The sequence below is a fragment of the Kitasatospora sp. McL0602 genome (assembly GCF_052076145.1).
Lineage (GTDB): Bacteria > Actinomycetota > Actinomycetes > Streptomycetales > Streptomycetaceae > Kitasatospora.
In genome coordinates, this window is sequence record NZ_CP197246.1 from 3,575,166 (window position 1) to 3,593,889 (window position 18,724).

Sequence of the window (18,724 nt, forward strand, 5' to 3'; positions counted from 1 at the left end):
CCCGCAGTCGTCCAGAGCGGCCGTCCGCCCTGGTGTTCCAGCTCGTCGACCGGTACCGGGCGGCTTGCCCGGGACCGGTCGGTGGCCGGTGCCCGCCCCTGAGGGCGCGCACCGGCCACCTGGCTCGCGGTCAGGCCTCTTCGGCCGTGCCGTCCGCCGTGGTCTCCTCGACCGCCTCGGGGGCCGTCTCGACGACGGCCTCACCGACGGTCTCACCGGCCGGGAACTCGGGCACAGTGCCCTCGTCCTCGCCCAGCTCCTCGTCCTCGGCCTCCGCGTTGCGGGCCATGCCCACCACCGCGTCCTTCTTTCCGAGGTTGATCAGTTGGACGCCCATCGTGTCACGTCCGGTTTCACGAACTCCGGAAACCCTTGTACGGATCACACCGCCCGAGAGCGTGATGGCCATGATCTCGTCGGTCTCCTCGACCACCAGCGCCCCGACCAGCGAGCCCCGGCCCTCGACGATCTTCGCCGCCTTGGTGCCGAAACCACCGCGTCCCTGAACACGGTACTCGTCCACCGGAGTGCGCTTCGCATACCCGCCGTCCGTCGCCGTGAAGACGAAGGTGCCCGGCCGGACGACGTTCATCGACAGCAGCTCGTCGTCCTCGCGGAAGGCCATGCCCTTCACCCCGGACGTCGCCCGGCTCATCGGCCGCAGCGCGTCGTCCGTCGCGGTGAACCGGATCGACTGCGCCTTGCGCGACACCAGCAGCAGGTCGTCCTCGGCGGAGACCAGCTCTGCCCCGATCAGCTCGTCGTCCTTGCCCTCCTCGTCCTGTCGCAGGTTGATCGCGATCAGGCCGCCGGAGCGCGGGGAGTCGTAGTCCTTCAGGTGGGACTTCTTCACCAGGCCGGCCCGGGTGGCGAGCACCAGGTACGGCTTGTCCTCGTAGGTGCGCACCGCCATCACCTGGGTGATGTGCTCCTCCGGCTGGAAGGCCAGCAGGTTGGCGACGTGCTGGCCACGGGCGTCCCGGCCCGCGTCCGGCAGCTCGTAGCCCTTGGCGCGGTAAACCCGGCCCTTGTTGGTGAAGAACAGGATCCAGTTGTGCGTGGTCGTCACGAAGAAGTGGTCGACCAGGTCGTCCTGCTTCAGCTGCGCACCGCGCACACCCTTGCCGCCGCGCTTCTGCGAGCGGTAGAGGTCGGACCGCGTCCGCTTGACGTAGCCGCCACGGGTGATCGTGACGACGATGTCCTCTTCGGCGATGAGGTCCTCGACCGACATGTCGCCGTCGAACGGGATCAGCGTGGAGCGCCGCTCGTCGCCGTACTTCTCGACGATCGCGGTCAGCTCCTCGGAGATGATCTCGCGCTGGCGCGGCGGCGAGGCCAGGATCGCGTTGTACTCGTTGATCTTGGACTGGAGCTCGTCGTGCTCGCTCTGGATGCGCGCGCTCTCCAGCGCGGCCAGCCTGCGCAGCTGCATCTCCAGGATCGCGTTCGCCTGGATCTCGTCGATCCGGAGCAGGCTCATCAGGCCGGTACGGGCCGCGTCCGCGCTGTCGGAGGCCCGGATCAGCGCGATCACCGCGTCGATCTGGTCCAGCGCCTTGAGCAGCGCGCGCAGGATGTGCGCCCGCTCCTCGGCCTTGCGCAGCCGGAAGGTCGTCCGGCGGACGATGACCTCGACCTGGTGGCTCACCCAGTGCCGGATGAACGCGTCGATCGACAGCGTGCGCGGCACCCCGTCGACCAGCGCCAGCATGTTGGCACCGAAGTTGGTCTGCAGGTCGGTGTGCTTGTAGAGGTTGTTCAGCACGACCTTGGCGACGGCGTCGCGCTTGAGCACGACGACCAGCCGCTGACCCGTCCGCGACGAGGACTCGTCCCGGACGTCCGCGATGCCCGCGACCTTGCCGTCCTTGACCAGGTCGGCGATCTTCAGCGCGAGGTTGTCCGGGTTGACCTGGTACGGCAGCTCGGTGATCACCAGGCACTGGCGGCCCTGGATCTCCTCGACCTCCACCACCGCGCGCATCGTGATCGAGCCACGGCCCGTCCGGTACGCGTCCTCGATGCCGCGGCGGCCGACGATCAGCGCACCGGTCGGGAAGTCCGGCGCCTTGATCCGCTCGATCAGCGCCTCGAGCAGCTCCTCGTTGGAGGCCTCGGGGTGCTCCAGCGCCCAGAGCGCACCGGAGGCGACCTCACGCAGGTTGTGCGGCGGGATGTTGGTCGCCATGCCGACCGCGATGCCGGTGGCACCGTTGACCAGCAGGTTGGGGATGCGGGCCGGGAGGACGGTCGGCTCCTGCGAGCGACCGTCGTAGTTCGCGGCGAAGTCGACGGTCTCCTCGTCGATGTCCCGCATCATCTCCATGGCCAGCGGCATCAGCTTGCACTCGGTGTAGCGCATGGCCGCCGCCGGGTCGTTGCCCGGCGAGCCGAAGTTGCCGTTGCCGTCCACCAGCGGCATCCGCAGCGACCACGGCTGGGCCAGCCGCACCACGGTGTCGTAGATCGAGGTGTCGCCGTGCGGGTGGTAGTTGCCCATCACGTCGCCGACGACGCGGGCGCACTTGTAGTAGCCCTTCTCGGGCCGGTACCCGCCGTCGTACATCGCGTACAGCACCCGGCGGTGCACCGGCTTGAGGCCGTCGCGGACCTCGGGCAGCGCGCGGCTGACGATCACGCTCATCGCGTAGTCGAGGTAGGAGCGCTGCATCTCGGTCTCGAGCTCGATGGGCTCGACCCGGGACACGAAGGTGTCGGTGCTGCTGTCCGGCTGCTCGCCGTCAGGACGGTTCTCGTCGACCACTGGTGGTCAGTTTCCTTTCACGCGGACTGGAGGTGTGTGCGGGGGAGTGCGTCACACGTCCAGGAAGCGGACGTCCTTGGCATTGCGCTGGATGAAGGACCGCCGGGCCTCGACGTCCTCGCCCATCAGGACGGAGAAGAGGTCGTCGGCACGGGCCGCGTCCTCCAGGGTGATCTGCTGGAGCAGGCGGTGCGCCTGGTCCATCGTGGTGATCCGGAGCTCCTCGGCGTTCATCTCGCCGAGACCCTTGAAGCGCTGGATCGCGTCGTCCTTGGGCAGCCGGCGCCCGGCGGCCGCACCGGCGGCGATCACGGCGTCCTTCTCGCGGTCGGAGTAGACGTACTCGAAGTCGTCCTTGCCCCACTTGATCTTGTACAGCGGCGGCATCGCGAGGTAGACGTACCCGGACTCCACCAGCGGCCGCATGAAGCGGAACAGCAGCGTCAGCAGCAGGGTGCGGATGTGCTGCCCGTCGACGTCGGCGTCCGCCATCAGGACGATCTTGTGATAGCGCAGCTTGGACTCGTCGTAGTCCTCCTGGATGCCGCAGCCGAACGCCGAGATCAGCGCCTGGACCTCGGTGTTCTGGAGGACCTTGTCGATCCGGGCCTTCTCGACGTTCAGGATCTTGCCGCGGATCGGGAGGATCGCCTGGATGCGCGGGTCACGGCCCTGCTTGGCCGAGCCGCCGGCGGAGTCGCCCTCGACGATGAAGATCTCGCACTCGGCCGGGTCCTTGGACTGGCAGTCGCTCAGCTTGCCCGGCAGCGAGGCCGACTCCAGCAGGCCCTTGCGGCGGGTGAGGTCACGCGCCTTGCGGGCCGCGACCCGGGCGGTGGCCGCCTGGATCGACTTGCGGATGATGTCCGAGGCCTCGGTGGGGTTGCGGTCCAGCCAGTCGTTGAGCTGCTCGTGGACGACCTTCTGCACGAAGGTCTTCGCCTCGGTGTTGCCGAGCTTGTCCTTCGTCTGGCCCTCGAACTGCGGCTCGCCCAGCTTGATCGAGATGATCGCCGTCAGGCCCTCGCGGATGTCCTCGCCGGAGAGGTTGTCGTCCTTCTCCCGGAGCAGCTTCTTGTCCCGCGCGTAGCGGTTGACCAGGCCGGTCAGCGCCGCGCGGAAGCCCTCTTCGTGGGTGCCGCCGCCGTGCGTGTGGATCGTGTTGGCGAAGCTGTAGACGCCCTCGGTGTACGAGCCGTTCCACTGCATCGCGATCTCGACGGAGAGCTTGCGCTCCTTGTCCTCCGCCTCGAAGTCGATCACCGAGGGGTGGACCGGCTCGCCCTTGCGGGAGTTCAGGTGCGTGACGAAGTCGGCGATGCCGCCGTCGTACTTGTACGTGACGGAGAGCGGCGAGCCGTCCTCCTCCGCGTGCTCGGGGCGCTCGTCGGTGAGCGAGATGCTCAGGCCCTTGTTGAGGAAGGCCATCTCCTGGAAGCGTCGCGACAGCGTCTCGAAGGAGTAGACGGTGGTCTCGAAGATCTCCGGATCGGCCCAGAAGGTCACCGTGGTGCCGGTGCGGTCGACCGCCTCGTGCTTGGCCAGCGGCGCGACGGGCGCGCCGACCTTGTACTCCTGCGTCCAGCGGGCGCCCTCGGTGAGGATCTCCACCGCGAGGCGGTGGGAGAGCGCGTTCACCACCGAGATGCCGACGCCGTGCAGGCCACCGGAGACGGCGTAGCCCGTGCCGCCGAACTTGCCGCCCGCGTGCAGCACGGTGAGCACGACCTCGACGGCGGGCTTGTCCTGGCCCGGCATGATGCCGACCGGGATGCCTCGGCCGTTGTCGACGACCCGGACGGCGCCGTCGGCCAGGATGGTGACGTCGATGGTGTCGGCGAACCCCGCCATCGCCTCGTCGACGGAGTTGTCGACGATCTCCTGGACCAGGTGGTGCAGGCCGCGCTCACCCGTCGAGCCGATGTACATGCCGGGGCGCTTGCGGACGGCGTCGAGGCCTTCCAGCACCTGGATGGCGCTGGCGTCGTAGGTGTTGGTCACCTGGTCGGTGGGGTCTGGGTTCTGGCTGGAGTTGCCGGAATCGGCCACGAAGCGCCCTCTCTGGCACAGCTCGCGGCCGCAACCCCGCCCGGTTTCCGGGAGGGCTGCGACCACGGCGTTTCGACTCGGTTGCTGCGAGCAACAGCGTTTGGCTTCTAGTCTACCGGTAGGACTGACATAGATGGGCGTTTGGCAGCCCCTGAGGGCAGATGTGCCGCCCTGAATCCCCTCTACACATGTCCCGATACTCGCCAGGGGGGCTGAGCGGCCTCAAAAGGGCCGTCAGCGGTTCCGGACTCTCTGGTTCCGAGGGCGCCGACCCCCGAGCCCCCGCTACCCCCAGGTGTCGCCGGGCCCCTTGCTCCCCGGAGCCCGCAGCCGCCCGTACCCCCGGGCCGGTGCGTCCGGCCCCTGGACCTTGATCACCCGGACCGTGCCGTGGCCCAGCTCGTGGTTCAGACGGGCCACCAACTGTCGTGCCAGCAGCCGTAGTTGAGTCGCCCAGGCGGTCGAGTCGCACTGCACCGTCAGCACCGCCTCGGCCTCCGAGTAGTGCTTCGGCACGCAGTGCGCGGAGATGTCCGGCCCGACGATCTGCGGCCAACGCCCCATCACCCCGCCCACCGCGGCCGGGGCCTCCCAGCCCCGCTCGGTGATCAACCGGTTCAGCGCCGCCCCCAACGGCACCGGGTCACGCCCGTCCGCCCGCGCCCCGCTCCGCAGCCCGTGCCGCTTCGCCTCGCGCTTCTCCCGCACCTGATCGCCCCGCTGCCGGGCCTGCTCCTTGGCCGCCCGCAGCGCCACCCGGGCCAGATCGACACCCGACAGCTCTGGATCGCTCATCGCGATCTCCTTTCCCCAGGCTGTGGACAGTCCAGGATACGGCCGAATTTTGCAGTGGTCGGAACTGTGACAACTCAGGGCAACCACAAAGGGGCGCGGGGAACTGCGCGATCAACCGTGCACCTTCGTAGAGCCCTGGTCGCGCAGTTCCCCGCGCCCCCTGAGGTCAGCCGGTTACGCGGGTCACCTCGCCCCCGGCGACGGCGTACCGGGCACCGGCAAGAGCCTTCGGCACGTCCTCCGGGACGGCGGCCGTGACGAGCACCTGCTCCGCCGGCGCCACCAGCTCCGCGAGCTGGTCGCGCCGGCGGGCGTCGAGTTCGGCGAAGACGTCGTCGAGGATCAGGACGGGCTCCCCGCCGTCGGAGCGCAGCAGCTCGTACGAGGCCAGCCGCAGTGCCAGCGCGTACGACCAGGACTCGCCGTGGCTCGCGTAGCCCTTGGCCGGGAGCGGGCCGAGCCGCAGGCCCAGTTCGTCGCGGTGCGGGCCGACCAGGGTGAGGCCCCTGGCCAGCTCCTGGGCGCGGACGTCGGCCAGGGCGGCGAGCAGCTGCTGCTCGGCCTCCTCGCGGCTGCCGGGCAGCTCGCCCTCGAAGGAGCTGCGGTACTCCAGCACCGTCTCCCCGCCGCCGGGGGCCAGCCGGGCGTACGCCTCGGCGACCAGCGGCTGGAGCGCCGCCACGAGCTGGAGCCGAAAGGCCGTCAACTCGGCGCCGGAGCGTGCCAGATGACCGTCCCAGACCTCCAGGGTGGCGAGGTCGGAGGCCCGGCCGCCGCCGGAGCGGCGGGCCGCCGCAGCGGTCTTCAGCAGGGCGTTGCGCTGCTTGAGCACCCGCTCGTAGTCCTGCCGCACGCCCGCCAGCCGGGGGGCGCGGGCGGTGAGCAGCTCGTCCAGGAAGCGACGGCGCTCGCCCGGGTCGCCCTTGACCAGGCTGAGGTCCTCGGGGGCGAAGAGCACCGTCCGCAGCAGGCCCAGGACATCGCGCGGGCGGACGTTGTCGGAGCGGTTGATCCGGGCCCGGTTCGCCTTGCCGGGGGTGATCTCCAGCTCGACCAGCGTCGTCCGAGCCTCACGCACGATGCTGGTGCGGACGACCGCCCGCTCGGCGCCGAGCCGGATCAGCGGGGCGTCGGTGGCGACCCGGTGGCTGCCGAGGGTGGCGATGTAGCCGATCGCCTCGACCAGGTTGGTCTTGCCCTGCCCGTTCGGGCCCACGAAGGCCGTCACGCCCGGGTCGAGCGGTACCTCGGCCCGGACGTACGAACGGAAGTCGGCGAGCGACAGATGCGCGACATGCATGGGTGTGGACTGCGCTCGCCTTCTGTGGATGTCTCCGCGTTACTTCGACTCGACCGCGTGGCCGCCGAACTGGTTGCGCAGCGCGGCGATCATCTTCATCTGCGGGGAGTCGTCCTGGCGGGACGCGAAGCGGGCGAACAGCGAGGCGGTGATCGCGGGCAGCGGGACGGCGTGGTCGATGGCGGCCTCGACCGTCCAGCGGCCCTCGCCGGAGTCGGCGGCCCAGCCCTTGAGCTTGGCCAGGTGCTCGTCGTCGTCCAGCGCGCGGACGGCCAGGTCGAGCAGCCAGGAGCGGATGACCGTGCCCTCCTGCCAGCTGCGGAAGACCTCGCGGACGTCGGTGACCTCGGGCGCCGCCTCCAGCAGCTCCCAGCCCTCGGCGAACGCCTGCATCATGGCGTACTCGATGCCGTTGTGGACCATCTTCGCGAAGTGGCCCGCACCGACCTTGCCCGCGTGCACCGCGCCGAACTCGCCCTCGGGCTTCAGCGCGTCGAAGACCGGCTGGACGACCGCGACGTGCTCGGCGTCGCCGCCGTACATCAGCGCGTAGCCGTTCTCCAGGCCCCAGACGCCACCCGAGACACCGCAGTCGACGAAGCCGATGCCCTTGGCGGCCAGCGTCTCGGCGTGCTTGATGTCGTCCGTCCAGCGGGAGTTGCCGCCGTCGACCACCACGTCACCGGGGGAGAGCAGCTCGGCGAGCTGGTCCACGGTGTCCTGGGTCGGGCCACCGGCGGGGACCATCACCCAGACCGCGCGGGGGGTCTGGAGCTTGGTGATGAGCTCCTCAAGGCTGTCGACGTCGGCGAGTTCCGGGTTGCGGTCGTAGCCGATGACGGTGTGGCCGGCGCGGCGGATGCGCTCGCGCATGTTGCCGCCCATCTTGCCGAGACCGATGAGGCCGAGCTCCATGACAAGTCCTTCACTGTGGTGACGTGCCTGACTGCGGCGCCGTTGCCGCGCTGCCCCGAGCCTAGCCCGGGGCAGCGCGGCAACCGTCCGAGGCGCGGGCGACCTCGTCAGGCGACCTGCCGCCGGGTCAGCCGGAGAGGCGGACCGGCATGATCAGGTACTGGTACGCCGCGTCGGCCTCGGCGTCGATGGCCGGCTTGCCGCTGAGCAGTGCGGGCTTGGTCGAGGTGGTGAAGGCGAGCTGCGCGTACGCGGCGTCGATGGCCTTCAGGCCCTCCTCCAGGTAGCCCGGGTTGAAGGCGATCGAGATGTCGTCGCCCTCGAGGTCGGCCTCGATCCGCTCCACAGCCTGTGCGTCGTCGCCCGAGCCGGCCTCCAGGGTCAGCACGCCCTGCTCGAAGCTCAGCCGGACGGGGGTGTTGCGCTCGGCGACCAGCGAGACGCGCTTGAGCGCCTCCAGGAAGGGCTGCGTCTGGATCGCGGCGGTCGCGTTGAAGTCCGTCGGGAAGAGATTCCGGAACTTCGGGAAGTCACCCTCCAGCAGGCGGGTGGTGGTCCGGCGGCCGGCGCCCTCGAAGCCGATCAGGCCCTCGCCCGCACCGCCCGAGGCGAGCGCGATGGACACGTTGTCGCCGCTGCCGAGCGACTTCGCGATGTCCTGGAGGGTCTTGGCCGGGACGAGCGCGACGGCCGAGATGTCGGCCTGCTCGGGCTTCCACAGCAGCTCGCGGACGGCGAAGCGGTACCGGTCGGTCGCGGCCAGGGTGATCTTGTCGCCCTCGATCTCGACCCGCACACCGGTGAGCACCGGCAGGGTGTCGTCGCGGCCCGCGGCGACGGCGGCCTGGCTGACCGCGGAGGCGAAGACGTCGCCCGAGACGGTGCCCGTCGCGGTCGGCATCTGCGGCAGCGACGGGTACTCGTCCACAGGAAGCGTCGGGAGTGTGAATCGCGAGCTGCCGCAGACCACGCTGACCCGCATGCCGTCGGTGGAGATCTCCACCGGCCGGTTGGGCAGGTTCCGCGAGATGTCGTTCAGCAGGCGGCCGGAGACCAGCACCGTGCCCGCCTCCTCGACGTCCGCCTCCAGCTCGACCCGGGCCGAGACCTCGTAGTCGAAGCCGGAGAGGGCCAGGCGGCCCTCCTGCGCCGTCAGCAGCAGGCCGGCCAGCACCGGCACCGGCGGCCGCGCCGGGAGGCTGCGGGCAGCCCAGGCCACCGCCTCCGCGAGGACGTCACGCTCCACCCGGAACTTCACCGGTAACCGCCTCCTGGGTTCTGCTGTCGCATCGCTCTTGATCGTCTACTGGCACCCGACCCACCGGGCTGAGCCCTCAGGTCTCCAGGTGCCTAGGACAGTCTGACCTACTCCACGGACAGACGGGGCAGACGGGCGGAAGCAACCCGAACAGTTGTCGGGGCCCGGTTGTCCACAGATTTCGGCCCACCCCACTGTTTTCCGAGTCCAGGTGTCTATAGGTGTAGTGGTAGTAGTAGGGCCTGTGGATACCGTGGATAACCCCGTTTTCGCAGGTCAGACCCTGTTTTCTGTCCACAGGGCCTGTGGACCCGGGGTGTGGAAAAACTAGGGCCGCTGTGGAGAACTCTGAGTTACCCACAGGGCACTCAGGGTATCCACAGGTTATCCCCAGCTCCGTCCCCAGATCATGACCCGGTTATCCACCGGCCGCTGTCAACGTCACGTGACGCCTTTCACACCGGGCGGTGAACACTTCCCCAATGTTGTCGAACTGTGGACCGTGCTGTGGAGAACCTGGGGATAACCGCCGCTTCCCTGGGGACAACCGGTGGATAACCCATTCGGCCGTCTGACGGTCCGCCAACTGTCCACAGCCTGTGGATAACGGTTGTGCACAAGTACACAGGGGCCTGACCTGCGCGGAAGAGCGTAGCCGCGACGTGCCTGTGGAGGAAGTCTGGATAACTCGGAGCCCCCAGGGGTGTGGACGGGGAAAAACCACCCGATCCTGTGGATTACCGCCATCCGGCCCTGACCTGTTCGAATTGCTGGTCAGATGTTCGGCGGAGCCTCGGAGCTGTCGCGATGTCACCTGCGGCGTCACCGCCGGCCGGGCCCGCGACGCCTACGGATCGATTCCTGCCCTGGATTCCGGCCCACCACACCTCCCCGCACCCGTCCGGGGCTCCCAGGCTCCCCACAGGCTCGGAGGGCGCCAGGAACGCCGAAGGGGAGCCCAGGGCGGCTGCCCTGACTCCCCTTCACCCCGCTTCGACCCGCGCGTGCGGGGCGCTTCAGCTCTTGATGCGATTGGTCAGCTCGGTGACCTGGTTGTAGATCGAGCGCCGCTCGGCCATCAGCGAGCGGATCTTCCGGTCGGCGTGCATCACGGTGGTGTGGTCGCGGCCGCCGAACTGGGCGCCGATCTTCGGCAGCGACAGGTCGGTCAGCTCCCGGCACAGGTACATGGCGATCTGGCGGGCCGTCACCAGCACCCGGCTGCGCGAGGAGCCGCAGAGGTCGTCCACACCCAGCCCGAAGTACGCGGCCGTCTGCTGCATGATGACCTGCGCCGTGATCTCCGGCCCGGCGTCCTCGTCCCCGCCGGGGATGAGGTCCTTCAGGACGATCCCGGCGAGCTCCAGGTCGACCGGCGCCCGGTTCAGGTTGGCGAAGGCCGTGACGCGGATCAGCGCGCCCTCCAGCTCCCGGATGTTCCGGGTGATCCGGGACGCGATGAACTCCAACACGTCGGCCGGAGCGTTGAGTTGCTCCTGGATCGCCTTCTTTCGCAGGATCGCGATCCGGGTCTCCAGCTCCGGCGGGGTGACGTCGGTGATCAGCCCCCACTCGAAGCGGTTGCGGAGCCGGTCCTCCAGCGTGATCAGCTGCTTGGGCGGCCGGTCGGAGGAGAGCACGATCTGCTTGTTGGCGTTGTGCAGCGTGTTGAAGGTGTGGAAGAACTCCTCCTGCGTCGACTCCTTGCTCGCCAGGAACTGGATGTCGTCCACGAGCAGGATGTCCATGTCCCGGTACCGCTTGCGGAACGCGTCCGCCTTGCCGTCCCGGATCGAGTTGATGAACTCGTTGGTGAACTCCTCCGAGCTCACGTACCGCACCCGGGTGCCCGGGTAGAGGCTGCGCGAGTAGTGCCCGATGGCGTGCAGCAGGTGGGTCTTGCCGAGCCCGGACTCGCCGTAGATGAAGAGCGGGTTGTACGCCTTGGCCGGGGCCTCGGCGACGGCGACGGCCGCCGCGTGCGCGAAGCGGTTGCTCGCGCCGATCACGAAGGTGTCGAAGAGGTACTTCGGGTTGAGGCGGGCGGCGGGCTCGTCCTTGCGGGAGCCGCCGGCCGGGGGAGCACCGGGCGGTGCGGGCACCCCCGGGCTCGGGGTGCGCTCCGGCGGGCCGCCGCCGGTCCGGGCCGGGGGCTCGCCCTGGGGCCGGGTGTCGGGCAGCAGCGAGCCGGGGCCGGGCTGGGCCACCGGGGTGCGCGGCAGCATGACCGGCCGCCGCCCCGCCGGGCCCGGCCGGGGCCGGTCGCCGCCGGGGGCGCCGTAGGCACCGCCGAAGAGATCCCCCTGCCCGTTCCCCTCCCGGGAGCCGGGCTCGGCCCAGCCGGCTTGCTCGCTGCGGTACGGGTCCGCCTGCTCCGGGCCGGGCTGCTCGCTCCGGTACGGGTCCGGCCGCTCGGAGCCCGACGGCTCGCTGCGGTAGGGGTCCGGCCGCTCGGAGCCGGGCTGCTCGCTCGCGTACGGGTCGGGCCGCTGGTCGTAGCCGGCCGTGTCGTAGCGGCCGCGGCCGTACTCCGGCTCGCGGGACTGGTCGTAGGCGCGGCCGTAGTCCCGCTCCTGGTAGCTCTCGGCGGTCGGCCAGCGGCCGGTCTCGCGGGCGCCGTAGCCGGGCTCCTCGCGGTACTGCTGCTGCGGCCACTCCTCCTGCGGAGGCTCCGGCGCGGGCGCCTCGGCCGGGGCCGGAGCGGCGGCGGGCGGCACCGCGTTGGCGTCCACCATCACGGCGATCCGGACGGGGCGGCCGAACTCACGGCTCAGCGTCTCACTCAGCTGCGGCATCAGGCGGCCCTCGAGCACCTGCTTGGCGAACTCGTTGGGCGCCGCGAGCAGGGCGGTGTCGTGCATCATCCACATCGGCTGGGTCCGCCGCACCCAGGCCTTGTCCTTGTCCCCGACGCTCGTGTCGTTGACCAGCCGCTCGACGACCCTCGCCCAGACCACGACGAGATCGCTGTTGACATCAGCCACTGGTGCACGCTTTCTCGTTCCCCGGCAGGGGGGTGTCAAAGGACTCTTGCTGGGGGTCGATGGGTCCGGTGTGGATGAACAAACCAGACAAGTCCTGCAACGGTAGTCAGCGGACAGAGCTGATTCAAGTTGTTGTCCACAGGCTGTGGGCGAGCGGGCTCAAGGCCAGGGTACGGCCGTTCGAGCCGGGCGTCGGCCTTGTGGGGCTTGGCCACTATCATGATCGGCAGTGCCCCGGGGAGCCTCCGGCGGCTTCCGTGAAGCCGGCCGGTTTGACCCTCCGGCCTCTGCCCGCGTACCGTGACCAGGTCGAGTTGTCGATGGCCGCTGCCGCATGTCCGCGGGTCCACCCGCTTCCATAAGGCGCGCAGCACGGGCGCCGTGGATTGCCTCAAACCCCAGCCGACCTGGGTCGTTGGGGCCGGGCCGCCTCTCTCTGGAAGCCCAGTGGGAGGGGATCACGCGGACGCACGGTGACGGCCAAGCGATAAGCCCGTCATCCTTCGATTCACCCCAGGAGCCCCCGAGTGAGCAAGCGCACCTTCCAGCCGAACAACCGTCGTCGCGCCAAGACCCACGGCTTCCGGCTGCGGATGCGTACCCGCGCCGGCCGCGCCATCCTGGCGGCTCGCCGTGGCAAGGGCCGCACCGAGATCTCCGCGTAAATCTGCGTCAGGGGTCTGCAGTGCTGCCCTCCGAGAATCGGCTGCGGCGGCGCCAGGACTTCGCGACCGCGGTGAAACGTGGTCGTCGAGCCGGCCGGCCGCTGCTGGTCGTCCACCTCAGCAGAGGTGGCGAGAGCCAGGGGCAGACGGACCGGACCAGCGACTCCCGCCCGCACGTCGCCGAGGGGCTACCTTCGGCGCGTGCGGGTTTCGTCGTGAGCAAGGCCGTCGGCCCTGCGGTCGTCCGCAACCTGGTGAAGCGCCGTCTGCGTCACCTCGTCCGGGATCATCTGGCGAGGTTGCCCGCAGGTAGCCTGATAGTGGTACGCGCGTTGCCCCCGGCCGGGACAGCCACGTATCCGGAACTTGAGCACGACCTGGAGGCGGCGCTGCGGCGGCTGCTCAAGGTCGATCCGACCGGCAGTGCGCCGACGGGAGCAGGGCGATGAAGTACCTGCTGATGGGGCTGATCAGGCTCTACCAGTGGACGATCAGTCCACTGCTCGGCCCGGTCTGCCGGTACTACCCCTCGTGCTCGCATTACGGGTACGAAGCGGTGCGGGTGCACGGCGCGGTCAAGGGCAGTGGCCTGACCGCGTGGCGCATCCTGCGCTGCAACCCGTGGTCACCCGGCGGGGTCGATCATGTTCCGCCGCGCAAGCACCCGGTCTGGCACCGTCGGCTGCGCGATCTGCTGAGCCCGAAGAGCGGGACCGCCGGGCCTGAGCCGGTGGCCAAGCCCGATGTCCAAGGAGTCTGACCGGTGACCTGGTCCTTCCTCAACCCTCTGTACACCGCGGTGTCCTGGATCATTGTCCAGTTCCACTCGCTGTACAGCCACGTCTTCGACCCGAACGGTGGTTGGGCCTGGGGCCTCGCGATCGCCTCCATGGTGGTCGTCATCCGGATCTGCCTGATTCCGCTCTTCGTGAAGCAGATCAAGTCGACCCGGGCCATGCAGGCTATCCAGCCGAAGATGAAGGCCATCCAGGAGCGCTACAAGAACGACAAGCAGCGCCAGTCCGAAGAGATGATGAAGCTCTACAAGGAGGCGGGTACCAACCCCTTCTCGAGCTGCCTTCCGATCCTGGTGCAGATGCCGTTCTTCACCGCCCTCTACGGGGTGCTGAGCTCGGTCGCCAACAACAAGCCGATCGGCGTCATCAAGGGCGATCTGCTGGCGAGCGCCCAGCAGGCGCACATCTTCGGTGCGCCGCTGTCGGCCACCTTCGTCCACACCAGCGAGACCAGCGTCAAGATCGTCACCGCGGTGATGATCATCATGATGTCGGCCTCGCAGTTCATCACGCAGCGCCAGCTGATGACCAAGAACATGGACCTCACGGTCAAGACGCCGTTCATGCAGCAGCAGAAGATGCTGATGTACGTCTTCCCGGTCATGTTCGCCGTGATGGGCATCAACTTCCCGGTCGGTGTGCTGGTCTACTGGCTCACCACCAACGTCTGGTCGATGGGCCAGCAGCTGATCGTCATCCGCAACAACCCGACGCCCGGCAGCCAGGCCTTCGCCGAGCGGCAGGCCCGCCTGAAGAAGCAGGGCCGGCTGAACCCGGACGGCTCGATCAAGAAGGTCAGCCTGCTGGCGAAGATCTCCGGCGGCGGTGGCACCACCAAGAGCGCCCAGGCGACGGCCGAGGACGCCGTCGAGTCGGCGGTGCAGGTGCGCCGGCAGCAGCCGCGCAAGCAGACCAAGGCCCAGCGTCAGCAGGGTGCCGTCCACCTGGTCAAGGAGACCGAGGACGCGGCCCCGCAGGACGAGGCGCCGGAGGAGACCCCGGTCGAGGCTCCGAAGGCCGGTGCGGGCAAGGCGGGCGGCGGCGCCGCCAAGCCGGGTGCGCGCCAGCAGCCGAAGCGCGGCGGGCAGCAGGGCAGCGGGCAGCAGGGCGGCCAGCGGCCGAAGAAGAAGTCCTGAGCGACTTCTCCTCGATCTTCGTTCTCGGCCCCACCCAAGGGCCCATCCCTGAAGGAGTCCATCAGTGACGGAAGGCACCACCTCCGCCCGTCCGGCCGAGGCCGAGGCTGCGACCGACGAGACCGTGACCGTCGAGACCTCGACCGGTGAGGACAGCCTCGTCTCCCGCCTGGAGCAGGAGGGCGACATCGCGGCCGACTACCTGGAGGGTCTGCTCGACATCGCCGACCTCGACGGTGACATCGACATGGACGTCGAGGGCGACCGCGCTCTGGTGTCCATCGTCGGTGACGGCAACGACCGGACCCTGCAGCGCCTGGTCGGCCAGGACGGTGAGGTGCTGGAGGCACTCCAGGAGCTGACCCGCCTGGCGGTGCACCGCGAGACCGGCGAGCGCAGCCGCCTCATGCTGGACATCGCGGGCTTCCGGGCGCGCAAGCGGTCGGAGCTGGCGGAGCTCGGCAGCAAGGCGGCCGAGCAGGCGAAGAGCACGGGCGAGCAGGTCAAGCTCCGCCCGATGACGCCGTTCGAGCGCAAGGTCGTCCACGACGCGGTGGCGGCAGCCGGTCTGCGCAGCGAGTCGGAGGGCGAGGAGCCCCAGCGCTGTGTGGTCGTCCTGCCGGTCTGAGGTTCTGTCGACCGACCCCGCCCGCGCTCTGCGGGCGGGGTCGTCGTCCGTACGGAGCCTGGTACCGGTCCGGACCCTGTACCGGTCCGGGCGGAGCCGTTGGGAGCAGTTGGGAGCAGTGTTTCGCGTGCGCTGTTTCACGTGAAACAAGGCGTACGTGAAACAGTGGGCGAGTGCGGTGGGTGGATTCGGTGAGCGGAGAGGCTGAGATGAGCACGGACGGCGTGGCGACCGAGGGCACCCCGGCGGAAGGCGGCCCCCAGGGTCTGCCCGAGGCGCCGGCCGTGGCGAGGGAGATCTTCGGTGACCGGTACCCGGTCGCCGCCCGCTACACGGAGCTGCTGGCGACGGCGGGGGTGCAGCGCGGCCTGATCGGCCCCCGTGAGGTGCCCCGACTCTGGGACCGCCACGTGCTCAACTGCGCGGTGCTGGCCGAGCTGCTGCCCAAGGGCGCCTCGCTCTGCGACGTCGGCTCGGGCGCCGGGCTGCCGGGCATCCCGGTGGCGATGGCCCGTCCGGACGTCTCGGTGACGCTGCTGGAGCCGCTGCTGCGCCGGACGACCTTCCTGGAGGAGGTCGTCCGCGAGCTCGGCCTCGACAACGTGACGGTGCTGCGCGGCCGGGCCGAGGAGATGGTCGGCAAGCTCGCGGTGGACGTGGTGACGGCCCGTGCGGTGGCGCCGATGGAGCGGCTGGCGGGCTGGGGCCTTCCGCTGCTGCGCCCGTACGGGCAGATGCTCGCGCTCAAGGGTGACACCGCCGAGCAGGAGCTCGCCGAGTCGCGCTCCGCGCTGACGAAGCTGGGCGCCGTGAAGTGGTCGGTGATCGCCGTCGGCGAGGGCACGTTGGAGACCTCGACCAAGGTCGTCCGGGTCGAGGCGGGGGAGAGCCCCGGCGGGGTGAAGGCCGCCACCCGGCGGGCCAAGGCGGCTCGGGCGGGGCGGGCCGCCAAGCCCGGCGAGGCAGGGCGCGGCGCCGGACGCCGTAGGCGCTGAGTCACGGTACGCCGCAGGCGCTGACTCAGAGGGTCGGCTCAGGCGCTGGGTGAGAGTACGCCGCAGGCGCTGGGGCGTCCGGGCTGGTCACCCGGGGTGGTCGGAGTGTCGCACCGTCAGATTTGCGACATTGTGGGCATGGTGTTTCCTGTGAAACGTCGCTCCCTGCTTTCCGGCATCCTCCATCGCAGCCGGGCGGTGACTGTTGCCGCTCCGGTTTCACGTGAAACACTGACCCCCATGCAGGACTCGGAGACCATCGACCAGATCGATGACACGCCCATCGAGCGCGCCGCGCGGGCTGCGGTGCAGGCCATCGGGCGGGCCGGCGAGGGGCTGCCCAGGCCCGCTGCGACCCGGGTGATCGTGGTGGCCAACCAGAAGGGCGGGGTGGGGAAGACCACCACCACCGTCAACCTGGCGGCCTCGCTGGCGATGCACGGGTTGCGCGTCCTGGTGGTCGACCTCGACCCGCAGGGCAACGCCTCCACCGCGCTCGGCATCGACCACCACGCCGAGGTGCCGTCGATCTACGACGTACTGGTCGAGGGCAAGCCGCTCGCCGACGTGGTGCAGCCGGTGGTCGAGGTCGAGGGGCTGTTCTGCGTCCCCGCGACGATCGACCTGGCGGGCGCCGAGATCGAGCTGGTCTCGCTGGTGGCCCGCGAGAGCCGGCTCCAGCGGGCGATCGCCGCCTACGAGCAGCCGCTCGACTACATCCTGATCGACTGCCCGCCCTCGCTCGGGCTGCTCACGGTCAACGCCCTGGTCGCCGGCCGGGAGGTGCTGATCCCGATCCAGTGCGAGTACTACGCGCTGGAGGGGCTCGGCCAGCTGCTGAAGAACGTCGAACTCGTCCGGCAGCACCTCAACCAGCAGCTGCACGTCTCCACCATCCTGCTCACCATGTACGACGCCCGTACCCGGCTCGCGGCCCAGGTGGCGGAGGAGGTCCGGACGCACTTCCCCGAGGAGGTGCTGCGGACGGCCATCCCTCGCTCCGTCCGGATCTCCGAGGCGCCGAGCTACGGGCAGACCGTGCTGACCTATGATCCGGGTTCCACCGGTGCGCTCTCCTACCTGGAGGCGGCCCGCGAGCTCGGGCTCCGGGCGGCCGGGGCGCAGCAGGGCGCGGCTTCGGTGGGGCAGCAGCGGGGCGGCGCCCCGATGGCACAGCACGGCACGATGGAGGACAACCGGTGAGTGGTGGGCGCAGGGGACTCGGACGAGGGCTCGGGGCACTGATCCCGGCGGCTGCCCCGGCGGCGACCGCGCCGACGGTCGCCCCCGCGCGGTCGGGCGGGCCGACGGCTGTGGGTGCCGGTGCGGTGTCCCCGGCCGCGGTGCCGGTGCTGCCGACCGAGCGGGGCACCGTCGCGGCGAAGGTGGCGGCCGAGAGCACCCGGGAGCAGCTGGCCGGGGTGCAGCGGCGGGAGGTGCACGGCCGGGGTGCGCAGGAGACGGCGCTGAGCCCGGTCGAGGGGGCACGCTTCGCGGAGCTGCCGCTGGACTCGATCACGCCGAACCCGCGTCAGCCGCGTGAGGTCTTCGACGAGGACAAGCTGGCCGAGCTGGTCGCCTCGATCAAGGAGGTGGGTCTGCTCCAGCCGGTGGTGGTGCGTCAGGTCTCCGCCGACCGGTTCGAGCTGATCATGGGCGAGCGGCGCTGGCGGGCCTCCCGGGAGGCCGGTCTGGAGCTGATCCCCGCGATCGTCCGGGCGACGGACGACGACAAGCTGCTGCTGGACGCGCTGCTGGAGAACCTGCACCGGGCGGAGCTGAACCCGCTGGAGGAGGCTGCCGCGTACGACCAGCTGCTCCAGGACTTCTCCTGCACGCACGACGAGCTGGCGGACCGGATCGGGCGTTCGCGCTCGCACGTCTCCAACACGCTGCGGCTGCTGCGGCTCTCTCCGGCCGTGCAGCGGCGGGTGGCGGCCGGGGTGCTGACGGCGGGGCACGCGCGGGCGCTGCTGGGGGTGCCGGACGGCGAGCGGCAGGACCAGCTGGCGCGGCGGATCATCGCGGAGGGGCTCTCGGTGCGGACCACCGAGGAGATCGTCGCGGTGATGGACCAGGACGAGAAGCCGCAGCGCGGCGCCGGGCCGAAGGCGGGCCGGTTGATCTCGCCGGCCTTCAACGACCTGGCCGGGCGGCTCTCGGACCGGTTCGACACCCGGGTGAAGGTCGAGGTCTCGCAGCGGGGCGGCAAGCTCGGCAAGGGCAAGGTCGTCCTGGAGTTCGCCTCGGTGGAGGACCTGAACCGGATCCTGGACAGTCTGGCGCCGGGTGAGGAAGGTCTGCGGCTGTCGCAGAGCTGATCTTCTCCTCGGCGCGAGCGGGTGCGGGTTCCACGTGGTTGTTTCACGTGAAACCTGCACCCGCTCCGTTTTGGGAGGAAGCTCGGTGGTGTGGCGCCCCGTCCGGGGCCGAGG

General features: G+C 70.0%; 15 protein-coding genes. 8 read left to right on the forward strand and 7 right to left on the reverse strand.

Annotation, left to right across the window (positions count from 1 at the left end; all coding sequences use genetic code 11):
- Positions 1-130 precede the first annotated feature (130 nt).
- From gyrA to dnaA, 7 genes are all read right to left on the reverse strand, one after another.
- Positions 131-2,767 carry a DNA gyrase subunit A gene (gene gyrA / locus ACR68M_RS16240; RefSeq protein ID WP_441251221.1) on the reverse strand — a complete coding sequence of 879 codons (2,637 nt, stop codon included), beginning with the start codon at positions 2,765-2,767 and terminating at the stop codon, positions 131-133.
- A 51-nt stretch (positions 2,768-2,818) separates the two neighbouring features.
- Positions 2,819-4,816, reverse strand: a complete 1,998-nt coding sequence (gene gyrB, locus ACR68M_RS16245; RefSeq protein ID WP_441251222.1) for a DNA topoisomerase (ATP-hydrolyzing) subunit B — start codon at positions 4,814-4,816, stop codon at positions 2,819-2,821.
- Positions 4,817-5,101: 285 nt separating this feature from the next.
- Positions 5,102-5,611, reverse strand: a complete 510-nt coding sequence (locus ACR68M_RS16250) for a DUF721 domain-containing protein (RefSeq protein WP_441251223.1) — start codon at positions 5,609-5,611, stop codon at positions 5,102-5,104.
- Positions 5,612-5,777: 166 nt separating this feature from the next.
- Entirely contained in the window at positions 5,778-6,911 is a 1,134-nt protein-coding gene (gene recF / locus ACR68M_RS16255) for a DNA replication/repair protein RecF (protein WP_441251224.1), read from the reverse strand.
- 39 nt (positions 6,912-6,950) lie between these two features.
- The gene (gnd, locus tag ACR68M_RS16260) at positions 6,951-7,826 is read right to left on the reverse strand and encodes a phosphogluconate dehydrogenase (NAD(+)-dependent, decarboxylating) (protein WP_441251225.1); all 876 of its coding nucleotides are present in this window, start codon (positions 7,824-7,826) and stop codon (positions 6,951-6,953) included.
- Between the two features lie 127 nt (positions 7,827-7,953).
- A complete protein-coding gene (gene dnaN, locus ACR68M_RS16265) occupies positions 7,954-9,084 on the reverse strand; it encodes a DNA polymerase III subunit beta (protein ID WP_441251226.1) in 1,131 nt (376 codons plus the stop codon).
- A gap of 1,016 nt (positions 9,085-10,100) precedes the next feature.
- Entirely contained in the window at positions 10,101-12,068 is a 1,968-nt protein-coding gene (gene dnaA / locus ACR68M_RS16270) for a chromosomal replication initiator protein DnaA (protein ID WP_441251227.1), read from the reverse strand.
- A 527-nt stretch (positions 12,069-12,595) separates the two neighbouring features.
- Between dnaA and rpmH the strand changes: the two genes are divergently transcribed.
- The 8 genes from rpmH to ACR68M_RS16310 all read left to right on the forward strand — a co-directional run bounded on the left by rpmH (position 12,596) and on the right by ACR68M_RS16310 (position 18,610).
- Positions 12,596-12,733 carry a 50S ribosomal protein L34 gene (rpmH, locus tag ACR68M_RS16275; protein ID WP_441251228.1) on the forward strand — a complete coding sequence of 46 codons (138 nt, stop codon included), beginning with the start codon at positions 12,596-12,598 and terminating at the stop codon, positions 12,731-12,733.
- A 20-nt stretch (positions 12,734-12,753) separates the two neighbouring features.
- Complete coding sequence (gene rnpA, locus ACR68M_RS16280; RefSeq protein WP_441251229.1) at positions 12,754-13,182, forward strand: ribonuclease P protein component; 429 nt, start codon at positions 12,754-12,756, stop codon at positions 13,180-13,182.
- Positions 13,179-13,493, forward strand: a complete 315-nt coding sequence (yidD, locus tag ACR68M_RS16285; RefSeq protein ID WP_045303235.1) for a membrane protein insertion efficiency factor YidD — start codon at positions 13,179-13,181, stop codon at positions 13,491-13,493. Before rnpA ends, yidD begins: the two co-directional genes overlap by 4 nt.
- Before the next feature lie 3 nt (positions 13,494-13,496).
- Positions 13,497-14,666 (forward strand): membrane protein insertase YidC, encoded by a 1,170-nt coding sequence (gene yidC / locus ACR68M_RS16290; protein ID WP_441251230.1) that lies wholly within the window; start codon positions 13,497-13,499, stop codon positions 14,664-14,666.
- 64 nt (positions 14,667-14,730) lie between these two features.
- Complete coding sequence (locus tag ACR68M_RS16295) at positions 14,731-15,294, forward strand: Jag family protein (protein ID WP_441251231.1); 564 nt, start codon at positions 14,731-14,733, stop codon at positions 15,292-15,294.
- A 209-nt stretch (positions 15,295-15,503) separates the two neighbouring features.
- Entirely contained in the window at positions 15,504-16,289 is a 786-nt protein-coding gene (rsmG, locus tag ACR68M_RS16300) for a 16S rRNA (guanine(527)-N(7))-methyltransferase RsmG (protein ID WP_441251232.1), read from the forward strand.
- Between the two features lie 138 nt (positions 16,290-16,427).
- Positions 16,428-17,492, forward strand: coding sequence for a ParA family protein (locus ACR68M_RS16305; protein WP_441251233.1), 1,065 nt, complete (start codon positions 16,428-16,430; stop codon positions 17,490-17,492).
- Positions 17,489-18,610, forward strand: a complete 1,122-nt coding sequence (locus ACR68M_RS16310) for a ParB/RepB/Spo0J family partition protein (RefSeq protein ID WP_441251234.1) — start codon at positions 17,489-17,491, stop codon at positions 18,608-18,610. Before ACR68M_RS16305 ends, ACR68M_RS16310 begins: the two co-directional genes overlap by 4 nt.
- Positions 18,611-18,724: the final 114 nt, after the last annotated feature.